This is a genomic window from Bacteroides sp. ZJ-18, assembly GCF_011038705.2.
In the GTDB taxonomy this organism is placed as follows: domain Bacteria; phylum Bacteroidota; class Bacteroidia; order Bacteroidales; family Bacteroidaceae; genus Bacteroides; species Bacteroides hominis.
Genome location: NZ_CP072198.1, coordinates 2,577,007 through 2,596,342 on the forward strand (window position 1 = coordinate 2,577,007; position 19,336 = coordinate 2,596,342).

The window sequence follows — 19,336 nt, forward strand, 5'->3', positions numbered from 1 at the left end:
TAACATTACACCTACTAAAATGTTTCAGTCCTGAGGCAGGTCGATACTGAAAATTGTTTGTCCCGGACGACTCTTACGGATCGATAAGTGTCCGTCATGTTGTCGGATGATCTGCTTGCAGAGACTGAGTCCTATTCCGCTTCCTTCCGCTTTTGTGGTAAAGAAAGGAATGAAGATCTGCTCACGTATCTCTTCCGGGATGCCGGGACCATTGTCTTCTATTTCTATCAGCAGACGGTCTGCCTGTTGCAGGCGGAGGATGATTCTGCCTTCCGTCTGTCCTTCGAGAGCCTGCATCGCATTCTTCAGTAAGTTGAGGAATACTTGTGACAGCTGGTTTGCGTCGCCGTTGGTTTCTATCGAATCCGGTGTGGATTGTAACACGAAGTGAATGCCACGTTCGCGGAAATCACTTTGCAACAGTTCTTCCAGGTTGCGCAACATATCGGTCAGTGAGAAACGTTTCTTTTCCGGGTGAGGGAGGTAGGACAGATGCCGGAATGATTCCGTGAATTCCATCAGCCGTTCGCTTTGCGTTTGGATAATCCGTAGTCCGCGGGCTGACTTTTCGTTGATATCCGGATATGCGGATAAGGTTTGTGAGAGTGAAATGATCGGTGCAATCGTGTTCATGATTTCATGGGTCAGCACATGTGTCAGTTTGCTCCACGATTCACTCTCCTTATCACTCAGCTCGTCACCGATATCTTTGATGGATAAGATGGTTATGGTTTCACCTTCCAGGATCATCTCTTTTCGGGATATGCTGAGGCTGTCGCGAATGCCGGTTGCATTCAACAGTTGTGCCAGTTGCATTTCGGTGTAAAGACGGTTGCACTTCAGCAGAGAGAAGGCAGCACTGTTGGCAGTGATGATTCGGCCCGAAGCATCCCAGGCAAGCACGCCGCTGGGCACTTCTTCAAGTAACGACCGGTAGAAGTGCTCCTGTTTCTGGTTTTCGCCTTTGGTACGGGCAAGCAGGTCATTGAGCCGGTTGAGCGAACGGTTCAGTTGTTCCTGTTCTTTGCTGACATTCACTTCCGGAAAGTAGAGCATATTGTCTTTATCCTGCACTGCATCGAAGAACAATTTGATTTTTCGGTTGAATGTATTTAGCCGCCGGGTCAGTGCACCGATCTGAAAAAGAGAACATAGCAACAATATACTGCCGATGATGTATCCGGTGCCGGATAAGATCAGCCATAGTCCGGCACCTGCCGTAGCGAGTATCAGTACGATGTGGAGCAGTATAATGAAATAGATGCGTCGGCTGAATATCATCGGGGTCAGAGTTTGAATCGTTTGAGCTTGTTATACAACGTTTGCCGGCTCACGCCCAGTTGCTCGGCAGCGGCAGTCAGGTTACCGTTGTTTTGCAGGATGGCAGTTTCGATGGCTTGCCGTTCCACCTCTTCCAGATTGGGTACGGTGACTGCTGCCTGTGGCTGCCAGGTCTGTTTCACCAAGATATCTTTAGGGCGGATCACGCTGCCCTCACACAAGATGACCGCTTTCTCGATGGTATGCTGCAACTCCCGGATATTGCCCGGCCAGTGATACCCGCGCAGTTTTTCAACAGTCTGTTCGTGCATCCGTATTTCCTGACGTTGATATTTGGAAGCGAATTTACGTAAGAAACCGTCGATAAAGAGCAAAATGTCGTCTCCCCGCTCACGCAAGGGAGGCAGTTCCAGGTGGATGGTGTTGATGCGGTAGAACAAGTCTTCACGAAACATCCCCTCTTTTACCATTGCGGGTATGTCCTTGTTTGTTGCCGAAATCAGGCGGATATCTACCGGGATCACTTTGTTGCTTCCCAACCGCATCACATTGCGGCTTTGGAGTACCGTGAGCAACTTGGCCTGGAGCGACAGGGGCAGGTTGCCTATTTCGTCCATAAACAGTGAACTTCCGTCGGCGGCCTCAAACTTTCCCCGGCGGCTTTCGTAAGCATCGGTGAAAGCCCCCCGTTCGTGCCCGAACAGTTCACTCTCGAACAGTGATTCGCTGATCGCTCCCATGTCTACGTTCAGCATCGGGCGTGCACCGCGAGGTGAAAGGCGGTGAATCTCCCGTGCCAATATCTCTTTACCGGTTCCGTTTTCTCCTGTTATCAGGATGTTGGCATCTGTCCGTGCCACTTTAGATACTACTTTCATCAGTTGCAGCATGGCAGGCGAATGTCCAACCAGCATTTCGAACCCTTCTTTTTTGTTTTCCTTTGTCTGCCGTTCCGAAGGTTTCCTGTTGTTGCGGTAAGCTTCCGTCACTTTATCGATCAGGGTCTGATTATCCCATGGTTTCAGGAGGAAGTCGGCGGCTCCGTTTTTGAGTGCTTTTACGGCAAGTTCCACGTCTCCGTAAGCAGTCAGCATCACTACGGGCAGAGTAGGAGCCATCTTCCGGATATGTCCCAGCCAATACAGCCCTTCGTTGCCATTATTGATGCCTGCCGAGAAGTTCATATCCAGGATGACCACGTCGATGCGGTGGGTCGTCAGCAGGGCAGTGATCTGATTCGGGTTCGAAGCCGTCAGTATCTTGCAGAAGTAGTTTTCAAGCAAAAGTTCGAGTGAAGCCAACACCCCTTTGTTATCGTCTACAATCAGAATAGTTCCCGTGTTCATGATATCTCCTTTTGATTCGCTTCCTGTTTTTAAGTTCGTGGTAAAGATATTTGTTTTTGTAACTCCCTGCAAGAGAGTGTCCAATAATTAGACGTTTTCGAATTGAGAATTTATATGGGAAGGGGATGTGGGGACAAATCCGGGGAATGTTGACGTCAACCGTCCAATATCTGTACGCAGTAGCGTCCAAATATTGGACGGTATCTTTCTATTGATAAGTCTATGTGGTTGAATTTTAGTTGTTTATTCTTTTTGGCACACTCTTTGCCCAGATGGTTTATATGAAACATCTTATATCACTTTGTACTTTATTTCTTTTTTCCGCTCTTTTGTCTGCACAGACAGAGAGATCGCTCGACGAATGTATTCGTATCGCATGGAAACAGAATCCGTCTTTGCGGAATAGCGAGATAGATATCAAGGAAAACCGGATGAACTATATCTCTGCCGTGGGGAGTTTCCTTCCCCGCGTCAGTGTATCGGCCGAAGCCGGACGAAACTTCGGACATTCCATCGATCCGAGCACCAACGGATATACCAATAATACGTTCGATGAAGGAACCGTGGGGTTGGACATGACGCTTTCTCTTTTCGAAGGTTTCACCCGCATCAACCGGGTACGTTTTGAGAAGATGAACCGCAGCCGGAGTGAATGGGCTTTGAAGGAACGGCGCAACGAACTTGCTTGCCGGGTGACGGATGCCTATTATAAACTCCTGCTTGAAGAGCGGATGCTCGATCTGGCTTTTGAGCAGAGCCGGCTAAGCGAACGTTATCTCAAACAAACCGAAGCTTTTGTAGAACTGGGTTTGAAGTCGGTTTCCGACTTACAGGAAGTCAAAGCCCGTCGCGAGGGTGATATTTACCGTTACCAGGTGCGTGAGAACGGTTGCCGCCTGGCATTGCTCCAACTGAAACAATTGTTGAACCTGCATGCCGGGGATACGTTGGTACTTCAGGATACAATCAACTACGAATCTCTTCCGCCTTGTTCGCTGCCCCAGACAGATGAGCTCTATATGCAATCTCTGGTAGCAATGCCTTCGATGCGGATGATGGAACTCAGACAGCGGGCTGCCCGTAAAGAGTATGCCATGGCGGGCGGTAAGTTCTCGCCGACGGTTTTTGCCCGTTTCTCAATGGCCTCCCGTTATCTCGACGGTTTTTCTACCAAACAGCTGAACGACAATTTAGGAAAGTATATCGGTGTCGGCATTTCCATCCCTTTATTGAGCGGGTTGGAACGACTGACCACCCTGCGCAAACACAAGTTGAATATATTCCGTCTCCGGAATGAGGAAGAACTTCAAAAACAACAACTCTATACAGAGGTGGAGGAAACGGTTCTTTCTCTCCGTTCCGGATATGATGAATTCCGGCAGGTATTGCAGCAGTTCAGGGCCGAAGAACTGGTACTGAAAGAATCCGAACGAAAATGGGAAGAGGGGCTTATCTCCGTATTCCAGCTGATGGAAGCCCGCAATCGCTTTATCTCTGCCAAGGCCGAGTTGACCCGGGTGCGCTTACAGGTGGATATGACCCGGAAGATGGAAACTTATTATCGGACGGGAAGCTTTTGTACGTTGCCCGGTGAGAAGTGATATACGGGGTATGTGACCGGTACATCGTTCCTTTACGACCTGACGGCATAACCTTATAAACAAACGTGAATCATACATAAAACAATAACTATCTATGGATACAATGATCGAACGGAAGCCCGGAATGAAGCGAAAACATTATTATGCTATTGCCGGAGCCGTGGCACTGGTGGGACTTATCTTTTATTTTATTTTCAGGGACACTTCCTCTTCTATGAGTGTAGAAAAAGACCGGCTGACCATTGCTACTGTTACCCGCGGAGAGTTCAGTGATTACATCCGGGTCATCGGACAAGTGATGCCCAACCGCATCATCTATATGGATGCGGTAGAGGGAGGCCGTGTCGAGGAGCGCCTGAAAGAAGAGGGGGCCATCGTCAAAGCAGGCGACGTCATTCTACGTCTCAGCAATCCGCTCCTGAACATCGGGATCATGCAGAGCGAAGCCGATCTCGCCTATCAGGAAAACGAGTTGCGCAACACCCGCATCAGTATGGAACAGGAGCGCTTGCGGCTGAAGCAGGAGCGCATCGGGCTGAGTAAGGAACTGGCTGTGAAGAAGCGTCGTTACGACCAGTACAGCCGTCTTATCAAAGAGCAACTGATAGCACAGGAAGACTTCCGGCTGGCACGTGAAGAGTATGAGGCGGCACGGGCACAACTGGATGTTGTGGACGAACGTATCCGTCAGGACAATATTTTCAGGGAGAGTCAGGTTCATAGTCTTGATGAAAACATCCGTAATATGAAGCGCAGTCTTGCCCTGGTACGTGAACGGGTGGAAAACCTGAAAGTAAAAGCTCCCATAGACGGACAGGTGGGGAACCTCGATGCTCAAATCGGCCAGTCCATTGCTGCCGGCGAGCATATCGGACAGATCATTACACCCGATTTGAAAGTGCAGGCACAGATCGATGAGCATTATGTGGAACGGGTGGTTCCCGGACTTCCGGCTGATTTTACCCGTGACGGAGGAAACTATAAACTCGAGGTGACCAAACCCTATCCCGAGGTAAAGGAGGGCCAGTTCCGTACCGACCTTCAATTTACTTCCGGACGTCCCGAGAACATCCGTGCCGGACAGACTTATCACATCAATCTCCAGTTGGGAGATCCTGCCCAGGCCATTCTTGTTCCTCGTGGCGGATTCTTTCAAATAACCGGGGGCCGCTGGATGTATGTTGTTGACGAAAGTGGTAAATTTGCCACGCGCCGTCCCATCCGGATCGGACGGCAGAACCCGCAATATTATGAAGTGACTGAGGGATTGAAACCGGGCGACCGGGTGATTGTATCCGGATATGAATTGTTTGGGGATAACGAGAAACTTATATTGAAATAAGAACCGAATACTATGAACTACATTTCGCAAGTGATACGAAGCCAGCGGGTTAAAAAGTCTCTGACGCTGATAAACATAACAGGGTTGTCGGTCTGCATTGCGGCGGCACTTCTTATTATGCTTTATGTCTGGTCGGAGTTAAGTTATGATTCATTTCATGATACCGACCGTGTGTATCGTGTTGAAAGCAGACTGTATGAGGGCGAGATGCTGACGGATAATTGGGCGACTACGGCTTATGGGCATGCTCCTGCCATGAACAGGGAAATAGCGGGAATTGAGAAGTACGTCCGTGTTACGGCTCAGGATCGCGAGCAGGTGGTGAATTACTTCGACAGGAGATTTGCCGAGGAACATTACTGCTATACCGAGCCTGCCTTTTTCGAAATATTCAACTTCCCCATAGTTAAAGGAGAAAAGACCGGGCAACTGGTACGCCCTAATACGGTGGTACTGACTGAAAGCGCTGCAAGCCGCTATTTTGGTGAAGAAGACCCGATAGGCAAGATACTGACCTTCAGTACCTCTTCATCACAGCAAAACTTTGAAGTAACGGGCATTATTGCCGATATGCCTGTCCGTTCGCACCTGCGCTACGATTTCCTGCTTTCCTACAATACGATTCCCAAGGAACGGCAGGACATCTGGTACATTCACGGTGTATATACTTACGTCCGCTTGATGCCCGGAAAGACTCCGGGAGAAATTGAACAGGCTTTCCGTGACATATCCGACAAGTACAAGACTGATGCACTGAAACATAAAACCTGGGCTGTAGAACTGATCCCGTTGAAAGACATTCACCTTACTCCTCAAAAAGCATACGAGAAAGAGGTGAAAGGAAGCCGGACGGCAGTTCTTATTTTGTTCGTAATGTCCGCCATTCTGCTGCTGATAGGTTGGGCAAATGCCTTGAACCTGACCGTAGCCCGCTTTTTGGAGCGTGGACGGGAGTTCGGGCTCCGTAAAGCTTTTGGTGCTTCGCGCCGTCAGATTATTATCCAGGGACTTCTTGAGTCCGGTTTCATGAACTTGCTGGCTACGTTGATAGCTTTCGGCTGGTTGGAACTCCTCTTGCCTCTTGTCTATCGCTGGGCAGGGCAAAGCTTCGGGACAGACATACTTATGCAACCCGCTTTCTGGGGGATTGTAGCCGGAGTGGTTATCATCGGTACGTTGGTTGTAGGGCTTTATCCTTCCTGGCTGATGGTCACTATCCGTCCGTCGGAGATTATGCGCGGTAAACTGTTGCACGGAAAGAGAGGCAACCGGATCAGAAAGGCGTTGATTGTTGTTCAGTTCCTGGCTTCTTTTGTTCTGATTGCAGGCACGTTTACTGTGTTTCAACAGGTCCGTTACATGCAGCGTGAGGCCGAATCGGATCTGAATACCCGCATTCTGGTCATTAAATATCCTTCGTTCACTGAGGGACTGTCGCTGCGCATGGAGAGCTTCACCAAACGTTTGAAGCAACGGGCGGATGTAAGTCACGTGACAGTTTCGGGAGCTGTTCCCGGTGTGGAAGTTGCCAACTATTTTACCAATCGGCCGTATGGAAGCGATCCTTCACAAGTAAAATTGATACAGATGTTTTCTGTAGACTACGACTATTTGTCTGCCTATATGCCCCGTATGGTTTGCGGACGAAGTTTTTCCGAAGATTATGGTGGCGATCTTAACCGGGTGGTGCTTAACGAAGAAGCTGTCAGGCTGTTGGGCTACGAATCGGCAGAAGCGGCGTTGGGGCAACAACTTAAAATGGAAGTGGTTAGTGACCCGCTTGAGATAATAGGAGTGGTGGAGAACTACCACCAGCAATCGCTTGCCGTGGCTTACAAGCCTATCATTTTCTTTTTGAAAGAGCGTGTTCCTTTTATTGCAACGCCTTATATTTCTGTCTGTCTGAAAGGAAAGGGTGATGCCGGCGTCTTGACGGAAATTGAACAGATGTATCGTGAATACTTCCCGACTTCTTTATTTTCTTATTTCTTTTTGAATGATTTTAATGAATTCCTATACAAATCCGATCGTAATTTTGGCTGGATATTTGCCAGCGCCTCATTGCTTGCCGTATTTGTTGCTTGCCTTGGATTGTGGATTGTAACACTGTTTTCCACCTTGTCACGTTTGAAGGAGGTGGGTATCCGCAAAGTGCTCGGCGCAAATAAAACCAGCCTATTCTTTGTCCTGACCAAAGAACTGTTGTTGCTTACCGTATTGGCATCTGCAATCGGTATTCCTGTATCGGCAGTGCTGATGAATGCTTGGCTGGAAACGTACGCTTTCCACATTTCGCTGTCCTGGTGGATATATGCAGCCACTTTTGTACTGCTGATGCTGATAGCCTTTCTCACTGTGTTCCAACAGGTATGGCGTACCATCCGCCAGAAACCTATGCGCATTTTAAAATATGAATAACTAATATAATATATAACGATTATGATTAAAACAGAAAAACTGTCTATGCTCTTCACCACCGAGGAGGTGCAGACCAAAGCGTTGAATGAAGTGACCATGCAAGTGGAGCGGGGAGAATTTGTAGCTATCATGGGTCCTTCCGGGTGTGGCAAGTCTACTCTGCTGAATATCCTGGGTACACTCGATTCACCCACTTCCGGTTCTTACTTCTTCGAAGGCAAACAGGTGGACAAGATGAACGAGAACCAACTGACGGCCCTGCGTAAGGGAAATCTGGGATTTATCTTCCAGAGTTTCAACCTGATTGACGAACTGACCGTATACGAGAATGTGGAGCTTCCTCTGGTATATCTGGGCATGAAACCTGCCGTACGGAAAGAAAAGGTGAAACAGGTACTTGAGAAGGTAAACTTGTTGCACCGTGCCAATCATTTTCCGCAACAGCTTTCCGGTGGACAACAACAGCGCGTCGCCATAGCCCGTGCCGTGGTGACGGACTGTAAATTGTTGCTTGCCGATGAACCGACCGGAAACCTCGACTCGGTAAACGGTGTGGAAGTGATGGAGCTACTACGGGAACTGAACCGTCAGGGGACTACCATCATCATCGTTACTCACTCGCAGCGTGATGCGACTTATGCCCACCGGATTATCCGCTTGCTCGATGGGAAGATCGTAGCCGAGAATATCAACCGTCCGTTGGCCGAAACTTCCGGGACTAATACAGAGAGCGTATGATAGGGAATTATTGGAATAGTGCCTATCGTAACCTGATGAAACGGAAGGGATTCAGTTTCATCAATGTTTTCGGATTGGCAGTCGGCATGGCATCTGCCTTGCTGATATTGACTTATGTCACTTTTGAGTTCAGTTTCGACAAGATGCACGAGAAGTACGAACGCATTTTCCGTGTGGAAAGCACTTTCTATGAAGGCGAAGTACAGACCGACTATTGGGCCAGCAGTTCGTTTGGTTATGGTTCGGCCATGAAAGAGAATCTGGCCGGAATTGAAGACTATACGCGGGTGGTCTCCTTGTATCAGCCGGAACAGATTGTGAAGTATGGTGAACTTACTTTACGTGAAAACCAGATTGCTTATGCCGATCCCGGCTTCTTCCGTTTGTTCGACTTTGAGTTGGTGAAGGGAGATAAAGCCACTTGCCTCTCCATGCCCCGGCAGGTGGTCATCACCGAACGGATTGCCCGTAAATATTTTCAGGATGAAGATCCCATCGGTAAGATACTTATCTTTACTGGACCTTATGACAAGGTGGTTTGCGAAGTGACCGGTGTTATGAAAGAGATGCCTTCCAATTCACATGTCCATTACAATTTCCTGATTTCCTATAAATCGCTCGGACAGTATTTGCATGATTATTGGTATAAGCACGAGGTTTATACTTACGTATTACTCGATTCTCCCGAAAGGAAGGCAGAAATAGAAGAAGCGTTTCCGGCAATGGCGGAGAAATATAAGACGGACGAGGCTTTGAAGAACAAAATCTGGGGCGTTTCACTGACTCCATTGGCCGATATCCATCTCAAACCCCAAGTGGGATACGAGGCCGAGATCAAAGGAAACCGCACGGCGATGATTGCCCTGATCTTTGCTGCCATAGCCATTCTGGCAATTGCCTGGATCAATTATATCAACCTGACCGTAGCCCGTTCGATGGAACGTGCCAAGGAAGTAGGGGTACGCCGGGTGATAGGAGCTTTCCGCAAACAGCTTATTTCACAGTTCTTATTTGAGGCTTTGGTGATGAACTTGGTTGCTTTTGTGCTGGCTGTGGGGCTGATTGAACTGGTTCTCCCGTATTTCAATCAGTTGGTAAGCCGTACGGTTACCTTCTCTGTCTGGTTGACCGGATATTGGTGGCTGTTACTGTTGTTCGTGTTAGTTGGCGGTATTTTCCTTTCCGGTTACTATCCTGCGCTGGCACTGCTGAATCGTAAACCGATTACGTTGCTGAAGGGAAAGTTCCTCAACAGTAAGTCGGGAGAAGGCACTCGCAAAGTGCTCGTGGTTGTTCAGTATACAGCTTCCATGATTCTGTTGTGCGGTACATTGATTGTGTTTGCGCAGTTGAACTTCATGCGCAGTCAGTCGTTGGGAGTGAAGACGGACCAGACCCTGGTGGTGAAATTCCCCGGACGGACCGAAGGGATGAATACCAAACTCGAAGCCATGAAGAAAGCTATTGCCCGTCTGCCTTTGGTGGATAAAGTCACTTTTTCCGGTGCGGTTCCGGGTGAAGAGGTGGCTACCTTCTTATCCAATCGCCGGAAAAGCGACGCTTTGAAGCAAAACCGGCTCTATGAAATGCTGGTGTGTGACCCGGACTACATCGATGCTTACGGACTTCAGCTTGTGGCTGGACGCGGGTTCTCCGAGGATTATGGAGACGACGTGAATAAGTTGGTGGTCAACGAGTCTGCTGTCCGTAACTTAGGACTTGCTTCTAACGAAGAGGCTCTCGGCGAAGAGATAGAGGTGGAGTGTACCGATGCTCCGATGCAGATCATCGGCGTGGTGAAGGATTATCACCAGCAGGCACTCAATAAAAACTATACGCCGATTATGTTGATTCATAAAGATAAAATCGACTGGTTGCCGCAGCGGTATATCTCTGTTGTGATGAAGTCCGGCGACCCGAAGGAGCTGGTGTCACAGGTTGAGGAGATCTGGCATCGCTATTTCGAAGATTCCAGTTACGACTTCTTCTTCCTCGACCAGTTCTTCGATCATCAGTATCGGCAGGACGAGGTGTTCGGTGTCATGATCGGCTGTTTTACAGGTCTGGCTATTTTCATCTCTTGTCTGGGATTGTGGGTACTGGTAATGTTTTCGTGCTCGACGCGTACCAAGGAGATGGGGATCCGGAAAGTATTGGGGGCTACCCGTTGGAATCTGTTCTATCAACTGGGTAAAGGCTTCTTCCAATTGATCCTGGTAGCAGTAGTCATTGCGCTGCCCGTCGCCTGGTTCAGCATGAATGCCTGGTTGAGTCATTATGCTTTCCGCACGGACCTGAAAGCATGGTTCTTTATAATTCCGGTAGTGTTGATGCTGCTGATTTCGTTTGTGACAGTAGCCTGCCAGACAGTGAAGATCATAGTGGGAAAACCGGCACGGTCATTACGATATGAGTAACCTGACGGAATAGATACGAATACAATTCACCACAGAGTACACGGAGTACACAGAGATTAAAAACTCTGTGCTCTCTGTGTACTCTGTGGTGGATTAAAAGTCATTGCAAAATCAGTTGGTTTAATTTCTCCGATTCCTGAGCGGAGCGATAATTCCTTTATGGCTGTGTATGGTTCTCTTCACCCCAATGCGTTTTCGCTTCCAGTTCTTCACGGTCACGCACCTCTTTTGCTTTTTTTGCATAAACAATCATTCGCAGAGACTGGTCGTAAGTGAAGTAATTCCATACCCAGTTGAGCAATACGTTTGCTTTGTTTCGCACTCCCAGGATGGAACGTAAGTGAACAACCAGCCACATCACCCAGGCCAGCCATCCGGCGGTTTTGAAACTGCTGAACTCTGCTACGGCACGGTTGCGTCCTACGGTTGCCATCGATCCCAGGTTGCGGTAATGGAACGGTTGCATCGGTTTTCCTTTTTCCAGTCTTTGCAAGTTTTTGGCAAGCAGCTCTCCTTGTTGGATGGCTACTTGTGCCAGTTGCGGGTGTCCGTTGGGATAGTTCTTGTCCGTGGTCTGGATACACTGGTCGCCGATTGCGAAAATATGCTCAGTTCCCTGTACACGGTTAAATTCGTCTACCTTGATTCTTCTTCCTCGTCCCAGTAACTCTCCGCCGATATTGCCAAAGGTGATGGCTGCCACACCACTCACCCAGATGAAGGTGCGTGTGGCTATCTCTGTCCCGTCTTCCAACACCACTTTATGATCTTTGTAGTCCGTCACCCGCTTGTTCAGCAGGATGTTGACTCCCATTTCGCGTAGGAACTGTTCGGCATGACGCGATGAATCTTCGGACATTCCGGCCAACAGTCTGTCTCCTGCTTCAATCAGATAGACGTGCATCAGGCTGCTGGGCATATCCGGATAATCATTGGGGAGTACGAACTTTTTCATTTCCGAAAGTACTCCGGCTATCTCCACTCCGGTGGCTCCTCCGCCCACTACGACAACATTAAGCAACTCCTGTCGCTCACGTTCTGTGGCGCAGGTGATTGACCGTTCAAAGTTTGCCAGCAGAGCATTTCTCAATCCCATGGCTTCCGAAACGGTTTTCATAGGCATGGCTTCTTCTTCGATGTGTTCGTTGCCGAAGAAGTTCGAAGTAGTGCCGGCTGCCAATACCAGGTAATCATATTCTGCTTTACCGATGGAAGTCTGGATCATCTTTTTCTCGGGGAAAATGGCCCGTACCTCTGCCATGCGGAAGTAAAAGTCTTTTCGCTTTTGAAAAATCTTCCGGAAAGGGAAGGAGATAGAGCTGGGTTCAAGTCCGGCGGATGCGACCTGATAAATCAGGGGAGGAAACTGATGATAATTGTTCTTGTCTACTAAAACAACCTGAAAGCCAGATTTCTTTAGCTTGTTGGCCAACTTGAGACCACCGAAGCCACCACCTACGATGATGACACGCTTCTTGTCGTTTTTTACAATGTTGAAACTCATACTGAAAACTTCTATTTAACCTGATGTGTCTAAAAACTAATGTCATGAAATAAACATTTATCATCGGTATAAAGTTTCCGTAAACAGCAATTAAAATACTTGTTATCATCACAGGTTAAGAGATTACACAAAGATATAACAGCCGGAGTTGCTTATCCGTGAATTGCCTGTTTGTGTAATCCGTTAATCTGTGGTGAAAGAGATTTTGCAATAGTGTATCGTGGCGTTTATAATTCCGGTACTGTCCTGAATTTAGTTTCCGGGAAATGCTTCTGCAGATACCGTTGGATAAATTGCTGTGTATCCTCTTGTATGGTTCGGTCTTCGACTGTGGGATAGAGGTTGTATAACACCGTATCCAGTTCGATGCCCCGGCTTTTGATAGCTTCCAGGCTGAGTAGAGTATGGTTGATGCTGCCCAGCTTGCCCGAAGTGACAAAAAGTAACGGATAACCCTTTTGCGCTACATAGTCGATGGTCAGGAACTCTTCGGAGAGTGGAACCATCAGTCCGCCGGCACCTTCGAGCAGGACGATGTCATAACGGTGGCTCAACTCTTCTGTGGCACGTTCTATCTTGTCGAAATCGATAGGCCGTCCGTCGATGCGTGAGGCGAGATGTGGAGAACAGGGATAAGAAAAGATTTCAGGCATGGTCAATCCTTCCCGGTCGTCATCGGTAAGGGCGATGTCCATGATGCGGCGGTGCAGGTCGATATCTTCCGAATGACCCGTATTTCCGGTCTGGATAAACTTTTGGGTAATGGTACGTTGGCCTTTCCGGTTCAATTCCCGTGCCAGATAACCTGTGGCATAACTCTTTCCTGCATCTGTATCGATGCCGCTGATAAAATACACATTCTTTTTCATACTTCTTATGTTTGAGACCCGCAGGTCGTTATTATCTTTTCTTTGCAATGATATAAATGGGATGATAGGTCAGTGAAACAGAGCCTTTACCAGGGCTGAACAGACGCTCATATTCCTGACAGAAGAGGCTCAGTTTGCTCCGGGTCCAGGCTCTGTTACAGGTACCCGTCACTCCGGTTTGTTTCAGGTGATAAAGTACTTCCATCGGATTGCTGAAATTCAGTGAGATGACTTCTTCTTCCGTATGCACGATGTCGTATAGTGCCGAGAGCGAAGCAGTCAGTTCTTCTCTTGAACGGTAGGCGAGTCCCTGTCCGGTCAGTTGACGGATCTCCTTCATGTTTTCTTTCCCGAATGTACTGAAGGCGATGTATCCCTGTGCATTCAGGATGTTTTCGCATTTGCGGAAAAAAGCGTCGGGATGCTCAAACCATTGCAGGACGGAACACGAGGTGATCAGTTCCGTTCCGTGGGGAAAGGCAAGTGCTTCGGCATCTCCGGGCAGGAAAGAAACCTGTTCGTTCAGGATATCTTCGCAACTGTGGCGCATCTCTTCACAGAGATCATTCAGCAGTAAGCGTTCCGGACGAAACGAACGGAGCAACAGACGCGAGTAAGTACCCGTGCCACAACCGAACTCTACGATGCGGCGGAAAGATTGCCGGGGGAGGTGCTGCTGTAACAGGGTACACATTTTCCGGGCAATCTGCTGTTGCACGCGGGCTTCGTGAGGATAGGTATCGATTGCTTTTGAGAAGCGTTGGGCGATCAGCTGTTTGGAAAAGGGAATAATGGGAGAGAGGTTCTCTTTCAATATCTTATCGTCATAATGTGCTCCTTCATATCGTTGTATTTCAGTGCAATGCTCTTCCCACGCCTGTTCCTGATTCCGGGACGGAAAGATATGGTCTGATTCTCCGATAATCGCTTTATTCCAGACAAAGGCGGATGGGGGCAGTTCGTTGCATTGCTTGCGGATGGCGGCCAGTTCCTCTTTCAGTTCCTCAACCGTTCTTTGGGGAGCTATCTCGCAGAAAGCCTTAAAGTCACTTCCCGAACCGCACATCCGTCTGCGAAACTTCTGTAGCGTTGCTTCGCTGAGGTTGTTGAGTGTGCCCTCAAAAATGACGGGAGGGATTCCTCTTGCGTCATCGATGGGGAAAGGAGTACCGTTGATGGCAATGCTTTGCGTTATGGGAAGGTTACTGCCTTGCAGCACTTGTGAAGCAGCCCATACTCCCATTGACCAGGCTACAACCTGTATTTGGGTATATGTGGAGAGCAACGTCTTGTCAAAGTCAAGGGAACGGTAATCATAGCAGATAATCAAGTCTCTATGTTGTGGGAGATAATGTATGAAGGGAGTTTCGTCCATTCCCCATCCGGTAAAGAAGAGAATGACTTCACTCCCGGTCTCTCTCCCGGGGAGAGGAGAGTTCTGAGAATATTTTGTTTGATATAGTCTTTTAAGTATCATAGCTTTATTGTTTATCGTTCACAGTTTATCATTCATCGTTTACAGTTCATCGATTATCATTTACTGTTGATATGAGTTTTTCCACTTCCTCGTCTGTCACGTCTGCGGTCAGTGAAAAGCGGATGCGGGAAGTACCTTCCGGTACTGTAGGCGGACGGACAGGTAATGCGTAGAATCCTTTGCGTTGTAACTCTTTCGCTATTTGTATGGCGGTTACACTTTCACCTGCTACCATAGGCACGATCTGACTGACTGAAGTGGAAGAATAACCTTTCTCCCGGAGCGCAACTCGCAAACACTTACTGATGGCTGCCAGATGTTCTCTCTTTTCTTGATATTCCGCCAAATGGCGGAGTACGAATGAAGTCCATTGCAGGGTGACGGGCGGAAGACCGGTGGTGAAGATGAAAGGACGCATCTTATTAATCAGATAATCCCGTATTACTTGTCTGCATACTACGTAGGCTCCGGCAGAAGCCAGCGCTTTTCCGAAAGTACCTACCAGAAAGTCGATATCCGCTATGCATCCGTAAGCTTCGGCACATCCCAGTCCGCCTGCTCCCCGGATACCTACCGCATGGGCTTCGTCCACGTAGAGCAGTATGTTCGGATACTTTTGTTTGAGCTTGATCAGCCGGGGCAGGTCTGCTTCGTCTCCATCCATACTGAAGATGCTTTCGGTAACGATAATCACCTGTTCGTATTGTTTGTGATGGGTTTCAACTAATTTTTCTAACTGGCTGTATTCATTGTGCCGATAACGGATATATTTGGCCTCCGATAATCGGATACCGTCTATCAGGCTGGCATGTACCAGTTTGTCCGCGAGAATCAGTGTCTTTGTGTTGCATATGGCTGGCAGAATACCTGTATTGGCATGATATCCGCAGTTGAATACCAATGCTGCTTCTGTTCCGAAAAGTGAAGACAAGAGATCTTCCAGTTCACCGTATGCGGCAAAATTACCGGTAAGCAGACGGGAGGAAGAGGAAGAGAATTTGACTTCTTCCGGTTTTACTGTCTGCCAGAAAGCATTTAGTAAGACAGTATCATTGGCCAGTCCCAAGTAATCGTTGGACGATAGGTTTAGCATCCGTTGCCCGTTAATGATGACCTCTTTGCCTTGATGAATCAGGGTAGGGAGGATACGGAAATTATTCTGTTCTTTGAGAAGTTTCAACTCCTCAAAGAAACGGACGGATTCATAGCCTTCCGTTTCTTGATTATAGTTCATGATTGTAATGTTTTTGAGTTTATTTCACCACAGAGGACACAGAGGACACAGAGTTTTAATCTCTTGTTTATTAGGATGTTTAAGAGAAATATATTCTCTGTGTCCTCTGTGTCCTCTGTGGTGAATCATCAGTTTAGAGACAGGTGGAGCCGTCGGTTATACATTTTATCATTCCTTCCGTCAGTTTCGTCAACTGTTCGGATGTAATGATAAACGGGGGCATTACATATACCAGTTTACCAAACGGACGCAGCCAGATCCCTTCTTCTACAAAACGGCGTTGCAGATGTGCCATGTTCACCGGTTCTTTCATTTCGATCACTCCGATGGCACCCAATACCCGTACGTCCGCTACTTGAGGAAGCTTACGCGCCGGAGCCAGTTCACGGTTTAGTTGTGCTTCGATCCGTTTTACATTTTCTTGCCAGCCGGATTCCAGAAGCAGCCGTATCGATGCACACGCCACGGCACATGCCAGAGGATTTCCCATAAACGTAGGCCCGTGCATGAAGGCACCCGGGAAATGGTTGGAGATGCAGTCTGCTACTTCGTTGGTGGTCAGTACTGCCGACAGGGTCATGTATCCTCCTGTCAGGGCTTTTCCGATGCACATGATGTCCGGCTCTACTCCGGCATGTTCCCAGGCGAAGAATTTTCCGGTACGCCCGAATCCGGTCGCTATTTCGTCAAAGATCAACAATACCCCATGCTGTCGGCAGAGGCGTGCAGCTTGCCGTAGGTATTCCGGATGATAGAACCGCATGCCTCCCGCACCTTGTACAATTGGCTCGAGAATGAAAGCTGCCAGTTTTCCGGACTGCTTTTCCAGCAGTTGTTCCAGCGGACGGATGTCTTCCGGATCCCATTCGTCTCCGAACCGTGAAGTAGGGGCGGGGAGAAAATGGCGGATAGGGAGTGCCGAACCGAAGATACTATGCATTCCCGTTACCGGATCGCATACCGACATGGCATTCCAGGTATCTCCGTGGTAGCCGTTGCGGATGGTGACGAAATTACTTTTTTCCGGTTGTCCGGCTGCATACCAATACTGTACGGCCATTTTCATCGCTACTTCAACTGCTACCGAACCTGAATCGGCATAGAATATCTTTTGCATGGAAGGCGGAACCAGCGGCAGCAACAGTTTGCCGAGTTCGATAGCCGGATCGTGTGTAAGTCCGCCGAACATGACGTGAGACATCTTGCTGAGTTGCTCTTGTACTGCCCGGTTCAATGCCGGATGATTGTATCCGTGGACTGCACACCACCACGATGACATACCTTCGATCAGTGTCTGCCCGCTTGCTAATGTGATGGTGACACCGTCAGCCCGTTTCACTTTATAGACCGGAAGTGGATTGGAAGTCGAAGTATACGGGTGCCATAAGTGTTCGCGGTCGAACTGTGAGTCGGCAAAATGGTAGCCTTCCGAAAGAATCATCTCTTTGTCATCCGATACTTTAGAGCCAAGAGTAGTCAGCAAATCTCCCACAATGGCGGAGTTAATGCCGATATAGAGCGATTTCCGGACAGCTTCGGGCGTGAGCTGCGAACGTCCCCCGGCAAAGCGCAGGTAGGCTGTAGGGTTGATGAAACGGAAAAGGGCGACTGTTGTCAGTACCTCTTCTTCGCTGAGCGGTGACTGATGTTCGAGCGGAGTGCCCGGTATGGGTTGCAGCAAGTTGATCGGGATGGACTGGATGTCGAGCTCGCGGAGCGTGAAGGCAAACTCGATCCGTTGTTCCACGGTTTCGCCCATACCGATGATACCTCCGCAACAAAGGTCCATTCCCACCCGTCGTGCGGCATGCAGGGTCTTCAGTTTCTGCTCCTGTGTATGTGTGGTGCAGAGTGAGTCGAAATGTGAAGGAGCAGTCTCAAGGTTACAGTGATACCGGGTGACTCCGGCATTGTACAGTGCCTGTAATTCTTCTTCGTCCAATAGTCCCAGTGAGGCGCATAGCCGGATAGACGAGTGACGTCGCATTCGTCGTGCGGCTACACAAAGTTCCTTCATGTTTTTAGGCGAAGGTTTCCGACCGCTGGTCACCAGTGAAAAACGATTGATTCCTTGCGCTTCGTTGTATTTGGCCTGGCGCAGACACTCTTCCGCACTCACCAGATCGTATACATCTGCCTTCGTCTTGTAGTGGGACGACTGTGCACACCATTTGCAGTTTTCGGGGCAGCGTCCCGAACGGGCATTGATGATGGAACACATGTCGAACTCCTGTGAAGCGCAGAAACGGGTGATTTCGTGCGCTGCATCGTACAACTCTTCTTTTCGGGGAAATTGTGCCAGCCATTCGGCCTGCTCACGGCTGATCGCCGTTCCCTGTAATACTTGGTTTTTGATTTCTTCAATGGTCATAGGATGGGGAATTAAAAAAGAGGTTGCCGGTCCCATTTGGATGGGAGGCAACCTCTTTATATAAAATGTATAAAACGGATGTCGCAACAGCCTGCTGTGCGGCACCTGAATAAGAATATTTCAAAGATTGAAATGGAATGAAAAGAAAGAGTAAGGGTGTGGGAGACAGTACGGTACTCTCCCAATCTTCTTCCGGGACAGAATCTTCTGTTTCACGTTGCGGGTCAATTCCTTCCGCATGTGGAGTCTGTTGCTTACACAACGCACATTCCGTGACATTCTTTCTCAATTGTCCGATGGTGACACACAATCCCAAAGTGGCGAATATGGCATAGGCTTTCCGGCTCCACTGGCGGAAGCGGATGAACGAATGCGATATATACCTTTCTTTTTTCATAAGCTATATGGGGAATATCATGTTACCGGACGGGGCAAAGCTACAAAGAATCCGCGGAATGACCAAGGGATCGTATCGGTTTGCGGGTAGATATTTGTTGGAAAGATTACTGCTTGTTGATATTCTTCGCATGTTTTCCGGGACTGCCGTGCGTGTTGCTTCCCGGATGTCATGACCTCCCAGAAGACTTGTAGGGCAGATTATTCCCGAACGTGGGCACTGTTGGGCGGAGACGTGGTCACTGTTGGGCAGAGACACGGTGACTGTTGGGCGGAGACACGGTGACTGTTGGGCAGGGACAAGCCTATTGTACGGGCAGGTATCGAAGATGATATTTAATG

The 19,336-nt window shown here is 48.6% G+C and carries 13 protein-coding genes; 5 read left to right on the forward strand and 8 right to left on the reverse strand.

Annotation, left to right across the window (positions count from 1 at the left end; genetic code table 11):
- Positions 1-24: 24 nt before the first annotated feature.
- Both G7Y45_RS10255 and G7Y45_RS10260 read right to left on the reverse strand, forming a co-directional pair.
- Entirely contained in the window at positions 25-1,281 is a 1,257-nt protein-coding gene (locus tag G7Y45_RS10255) for a PAS domain-containing sensor histidine kinase (protein ID WP_044301645.1), read from the reverse strand.
- Positions 1,282-1,286: 5 nt separating this feature from the next.
- The gene (locus tag G7Y45_RS10260; RefSeq protein ID WP_165015345.1) at positions 1,287-2,627 is read right to left on the reverse strand and encodes a sigma-54 dependent transcriptional regulator; all 1,341 of its coding nucleotides are present in this window, start codon (positions 2,625-2,627) and stop codon (positions 1,287-1,289) included.
- A 281-nt stretch (positions 2,628-2,908) separates the two neighbouring features.
- Here G7Y45_RS10260 and G7Y45_RS10265 point away from each other — a divergent pair, with 281 nt between their 5' ends.
- From G7Y45_RS10265 to G7Y45_RS10285, 5 genes are all read left to right on the forward strand, one after another.
- Positions 2,909-4,228 carry a TolC family protein gene (locus G7Y45_RS10265; RefSeq protein ID WP_032531924.1) on the forward strand — a complete coding sequence of 440 codons (1,320 nt, stop codon included), beginning with the start codon at positions 2,909-2,911 and terminating at the stop codon, positions 4,226-4,228.
- Between the two features lie 94 nt (positions 4,229-4,322).
- A complete protein-coding gene (locus G7Y45_RS10270) occupies positions 4,323-5,570 on the forward strand; it encodes an efflux RND transporter periplasmic adaptor subunit (RefSeq protein WP_005809147.1) in 1,248 nt (415 codons plus the stop codon).
- A gap of 12 nt (positions 5,571-5,582) precedes the next feature.
- Complete coding sequence (locus G7Y45_RS10275; protein ID WP_032543795.1) at positions 5,583-7,988, forward strand: ABC transporter permease; 2,406 nt, start codon at positions 5,583-5,585, stop codon at positions 7,986-7,988.
- A 21-nt stretch (positions 7,989-8,009) separates the two neighbouring features.
- Positions 8,010-8,726 (forward strand): ABC transporter ATP-binding protein, encoded by a 717-nt coding sequence (locus G7Y45_RS10280; RefSeq protein WP_032536326.1) that lies wholly within the window; start codon positions 8,010-8,012, stop codon positions 8,724-8,726.
- Positions 8,723-11,143 (forward strand): ABC transporter permease, encoded by a 2,421-nt coding sequence (locus G7Y45_RS10285; RefSeq protein ID WP_005776381.1) that lies wholly within the window; start codon positions 8,723-8,725, stop codon positions 11,141-11,143. The genes G7Y45_RS10280 and G7Y45_RS10285 overlap by 4 nt, the downstream gene beginning before the upstream one ends.
- 157 nt (positions 11,144-11,300) lie before the next feature.
- On the opposite strand, the gene G7Y45_RS10290 is transcribed toward G7Y45_RS10285, so the two are convergent.
- From G7Y45_RS10290 to G7Y45_RS10315, 6 genes are all read right to left on the reverse strand, one after another.
- Positions 11,301-12,647 carry an NAD(P)/FAD-dependent oxidoreductase gene (locus G7Y45_RS10290; protein ID WP_044301643.1) on the reverse strand — a complete coding sequence of 449 codons (1,347 nt, stop codon included), beginning with the start codon at positions 12,645-12,647 and terminating at the stop codon, positions 11,301-11,303.
- A gap of 227 nt (positions 12,648-12,874) precedes the next feature.
- Positions 12,875-13,516 (reverse strand): dethiobiotin synthase, encoded by a 642-nt coding sequence (gene bioD, locus G7Y45_RS10295; RefSeq protein WP_005809137.1) that lies wholly within the window; start codon positions 13,514-13,516, stop codon positions 12,875-12,877.
- 31 nt (positions 13,517-13,547) lie between these two features.
- Positions 13,548-14,993, reverse strand: coding sequence for a malonyl-ACP O-methyltransferase BioC (gene bioC, locus G7Y45_RS10300; protein ID WP_165015348.1), 1,446 nt, complete (start codon positions 14,991-14,993; stop codon positions 13,548-13,550).
- Positions 14,994-15,039: 46 nt separating this feature from the next.
- A complete protein-coding gene (locus G7Y45_RS10305) occupies positions 15,040-16,227 on the reverse strand; it encodes an 8-amino-7-oxononanoate synthase (RefSeq protein ID WP_005809134.1) in 1,188 nt (395 codons plus the stop codon).
- Between the two features lie 133 nt (positions 16,228-16,360).
- A complete protein-coding gene (bioA, locus tag G7Y45_RS10310) occupies positions 16,361-18,598 on the reverse strand; it encodes an adenosylmethionine--8-amino-7-oxononanoate transaminase (protein ID WP_005809132.1) in 2,238 nt (745 codons plus the stop codon).
- On the reverse strand, positions 18,588-18,995 hold the full coding sequence (locus tag G7Y45_RS10315; RefSeq protein WP_005809130.1) for a hypothetical protein: 408 nt from the start codon (positions 18,993-18,995) through the stop codon (positions 18,588-18,590). Before G7Y45_RS10315 ends, bioA begins: the two co-directional genes overlap by 11 nt.
- Positions 18,996-19,336: the final 341 nt, after the last annotated feature.

Excerpts from the sequence above, each read along its gene's own strand:
- G7Y45_RS10255 (WP_044301645.1), bottom strand. The coding sequence starts at position 1,281 with ATGATATTCAGCCGACGCATCTATTTCATTATACTGCTCCACATCGTA.
- G7Y45_RS10260 (WP_165015345.1), bottom strand. The coding sequence starts at position 2,627 with ATGAACACGGGAACTATTCTGATTGTAGACGATAACAAAGGGGTGTTG.
- G7Y45_RS10265 (WP_032531924.1), top strand. The coding sequence starts at position 2,909 with ATGAAACATCTTATATCACTTTGTACTTTATTTCTTTTTTCCGCTCTT.
- G7Y45_RS10270 (WP_005809147.1), top strand. The coding sequence starts at position 4,323 with ATGGATACAATGATCGAACGGAAGCCCGGAATGAAGCGAAAACATTAT.
- G7Y45_RS10275 (WP_032543795.1), top strand. The coding sequence starts at position 5,583 with ATGAACTACATTTCGCAAGTGATACGAAGCCAGCGGGTTAAAAAGTCT.
- G7Y45_RS10280 (WP_032536326.1), top strand. The coding sequence starts at position 8,010 with ATGATTAAAACAGAAAAACTGTCTATGCTCTTCACCACCGAGGAGGTG.
- G7Y45_RS10285 (WP_005776381.1), top strand. The coding sequence starts at position 8,723 with ATGATAGGGAATTATTGGAATAGTGCCTATCGTAACCTGATGAAACGG.
- G7Y45_RS10290 (WP_044301643.1), bottom strand. The coding sequence starts at position 12,647 with ATGAGTTTCAACATTGTAAAAAACGACAAGAAGCGTGTCATCATCGTA.
- bioD (WP_005809137.1), bottom strand. The coding sequence starts at position 13,516 with ATGAAAAAGAATGTGTATTTTATCAGCGGCATCGATACAGATGCAGGA.
- bioC (WP_165015348.1), bottom strand. The coding sequence starts at position 14,993 with ATGATACTTAAAAGACTATATCAAACAAAATATTCTCAGAACTCTCCT.
- G7Y45_RS10305 (WP_005809134.1), bottom strand. The coding sequence starts at position 16,227 with ATGAACTATAATCAAGAAACGGAAGGCTATGAATCCGTCCGTTTCTTT.
- bioA (WP_005809132.1), bottom strand. The coding sequence starts at position 18,598 with ATGACCATTGAAGAAATCAAAAACCAAGTATTACAGGGAACGGCGATC.
- G7Y45_RS10315 (WP_005809130.1), bottom strand. The coding sequence starts at position 18,995 with ATGAAAAAAGAAAGGTATATATCGCATTCGTTCATCCGCTTCCGCCAG.